Origin of the sequence: Actinotalea sp. C106, assembly GCF_023630195.1 — a bacterium.
In the GTDB taxonomy this organism is placed as follows: domain Bacteria; phylum Actinomycetota; class Actinomycetes; order Actinomycetales; family Cellulomonadaceae; genus Actinotalea.
This window is the reverse complement of the sequence record NZ_JALPKN010000352.1, coordinates 1-2,754: the sequence shown is the minus strand read 5'-3', so window position 1 is coordinate 2,754 and position 2,754 is coordinate 1. Positions and strand designations below refer to the sequence as shown.

Here is a 2,754-nt window from a genome sequence, read left to right as displayed (position 1 = left end):
CTCGAGGCCGCCCCGGTGCACCCAGGTGACCTCGACGCCCGCCCGCGTGGGCAGCGGGACCTCGTCCGCCGGCCCGTCGACCTCGATCAGCGCGTGCACCTGCCCGGGCCGCCCCGCCAGGCGCTCGAGCCAGTTGGTCAGGGCCGGGAGCCCGGCCTCGTCGGCGGCGAGGAGGTACCAGGGGCGGTCCATCGGCGGGATCTTCGAGGTCTTCGGGCCGTACACGCCCAGCTCCCGGCCGGGCGCCGCGGCGGCCGCCCATCTCCCCGCGGGCCCGTGCTCGTGGGTGGCGAGGTCGAGCACCATCGCGCCGTCCTCCGGCCTGTGGGTCCGGACCGTGTACTCGCGGCACACGTAGCGGGGATCGAAGCGGTCCGTGAACCGGCCGTCGGCGAGGTCGGGCAGGGCCGGGACGCCGTCGGGCTCGACAGGGAAGAAGACCTTGGCGTGGTCCGTGGGCCCGTGGCAGGCGAACCCCTCGAGGTCCGGGCCGACCAGCTCGACCCGTCGCATGGTCGCGCTGAGGTCGACCACTCGCCGGACGGTCAGCCGACGTAGCCGCGCGTCCAGGGTGATGCGGTGGATCGAGGAGGAAGGCACGCCCGGAAGGCTACGTCAGTGTCTTCACCCTCGCTCTCACCCCGCGTCAGGCGTCCTCGGAGTGGTGGTCGAAGTTCGGCTCGCCGCGGCGCCAGTAGCCCGTCATCGCGAAGGACTCACGCCCCAGACCGCGTCCCGACAGGTGCTGACGGATCGCGCGCACCGCGGTGGTCTCGGCCCCCGCCCAGGCCCACACCCGTCCGGGCTCGAGGCCCTGCACCTGGGCGACGGCGTCGGGCAGCAACGTGGTGGTGCCGGGCTCGGCGGCCGAGCGGTGCAACCAGGTGACCTGCGTCCGTCGGCGCTCCGGCAGGGCGACGTGGTCCGCGGGGCGGTCGACCTCGACGAACGCCTCGACCTCGGCTGCGGCCGGGAGCACGTCGAGCCAGTTCAGCAGGGCGGGCAGCCCGGTCTCGTCCGCGGCCAGCACGTAGCGCTCGCGGTCCGTCGGCGGGATCATCGAGCCGCGCGGCCCCAGGACGCCGAGGGGCTGCCCCGGGCGGGCCTGCCCCGTCCACCGACCAGCCGGCCCGTGGGCGTGCACGACCATGTCGAGCACCAGCCCGACGGCGGGGTCGAAGGTCCGCACGGTGTAGTCGCGGTGCAGCAGCCCGGGGGCGCCGTGGTTGACCCAGCGCCCGTCCTCCACCACGGGCAGGGCCAGGTTCTCGTGGCCGTCCAGGGCCGGGAGCGGGCCGGGGAAGAAGACCTTGACGTGGTCGGCGGGGCCGAGGGCGACGAAGCCCGCGAGGTCCGGGCCGTCCAGGGTGATGCGGCGCATCGAGCGGCTGAGCTCCTCGACCTGGGTCACCTCGAGGCGGCGGGCGACGAGGGGGTGGCCGATCCGGCGGACGGCGGGCTCGGCGGCGGTGGCCGGGGTGGTGCTGACGGCGCGGGCCGTGGGTGCGGTCATGGGTCCTCGCTGAGACGGGCTTGCAGGATCAGGGCGAACTTAGGTTAACCTCACCTCGCTGCAGCAAGGTAAGGCTAACCTCAATCCATGCTCGAACGGAGCCTCATGACCACGACCCGGACCCGGTCCGCCTCGACGACCGGCCTCCTACGCCCCGTCGCCCTCGCTGCAGCTGCCGCGCTCGCCCTCGCCGGGTGCGCGAGCGACGCGGCGGAGACCACCACGGACGCCGCCGCCACCGAGACCGACACCGACCCCGCCGAGGTCACCGTGACCCACGCGCAGGGCGAGACGACCGTCCCGGTCGACCCCGAGACCGTCCTCGTCTTCGACTTCGCGACCATCGACACCCTCGCCGCGATCGGCGTCGAGGTCGACGGGCTGCCCAAGTCCACCCTCCCGGGTGACCTCGCGGTCTACGACACCGAGGACTACCTCGACATCGGCACCCTGTTCGAGCCCGACTACGAGGCCGTCAACGCCGCCGAGCCCGACCTCATCATCGTCGCGGGCCGCTCCGCCGAGGCCCTGCCCGAGCTCGCCAAGATCGCTCCCACCATCGACCTCTCCAACGACTGGGAGGACTTCCGCGGCAGCATCGAGGACAACGCCCGCACCCTGGGCCAGATCTTCGCCGCCGAGGAGCAGATCGAGGAGCTCATCACGGCCCTCGACGCCGACATCGAGGCCACGCGCGAGGCTGCCGCCGACGCCGGGGAGGGCCTCATCGTCCTCACCAGCGGCGGGGAGGTCACCGCCTACGGCCCCGGCTCTCGCTTCGGCTTCGTGCACGACGAGCTCGGCGTGACCCCCGCGGTCGAGGACGTCGAGGAGGCCACCCACGGCGAGGCCATCAGCTTCGAGTTCATCGCCGAGACCGACCCCGACTGGCTCTTCGTCGTGGACCGCGACTCCGCGACCGGCGAGGCCGGGGCGGCCGCCGCCGAGGTGCTCGACAACGAGCTCGTCGCCGAGACCACCGCGTGGAGCGAGGACAACGTCCTCTACGTCGACTCGGTCGACTGGTACATCGTCAACGGCGGCCTGGGCACGCTGCAGCGCATCACCGACGAGGTCGCGTCCGCTCTCGCGGGCTGACCCGCCGCTCCTCATGTCGCTCACCGCTCGGTCAGCACCCTCCGCGTCCACCCCGGTCGCGGAGGGTGCCGGCACGTCCACCGGCGCTGCGGCGGGTCCGGGCCACCTCCGGCCCGACGGCGACCCGCGGCCCGACCGTCCCG

Annotated in this window: 3 protein-coding genes; 1 reads left to right on the top strand and 2 read right to left on the bottom strand. The window is 73.7% G+C overall.

Annotated elements, in window-relative coordinates; translation table 11 throughout:
* On the bottom strand, positions 1-600 hold a 600-nt coding region (locus L0B03_RS16175), incomplete at its 3' end, for a siderophore-interacting protein (protein ID WP_250447783.1).
* A 46-nt stretch (positions 601-646) separates the two neighbouring features.
* The gene (locus tag L0B03_RS16170; protein WP_250447781.1) at positions 647-1,513 is read right to left on the bottom strand and encodes a siderophore-interacting protein; all 867 of its coding nucleotides are present in this window, start codon (positions 1,511-1,513) and stop codon (positions 647-649) included.
* Between the two features lie 87 nt (positions 1,514-1,600).
* Here L0B03_RS16170 and L0B03_RS16165 point away from each other — a divergent pair, with 87 nt between their 5' ends.
* Positions 1,601-2,611 (top strand): siderophore ABC transporter substrate-binding protein, encoded by a 1,011-nt coding sequence (locus tag L0B03_RS16165; protein ID WP_250447779.1) that lies wholly within the window; start codon positions 1,601-1,603, stop codon positions 2,609-2,611.
* Positions 2,612-2,754 lie beyond the last annotated feature (143 nt).

Excerpts from the sequence above, each read along its gene's own strand:
- L0B03_RS16170 (WP_250447781.1), bottom strand. The coding sequence starts at position 1,513 with ATGACCGCACCCACGGCCCGCGCCGTCAGCACCACCCCGGCCACCGCC.
- L0B03_RS16165 (WP_250447779.1), top strand. The coding sequence starts at position 1,601 with ATGCTCGAACGGAGCCTCATGACCACGACCCGGACCCGGTCCGCCTCG.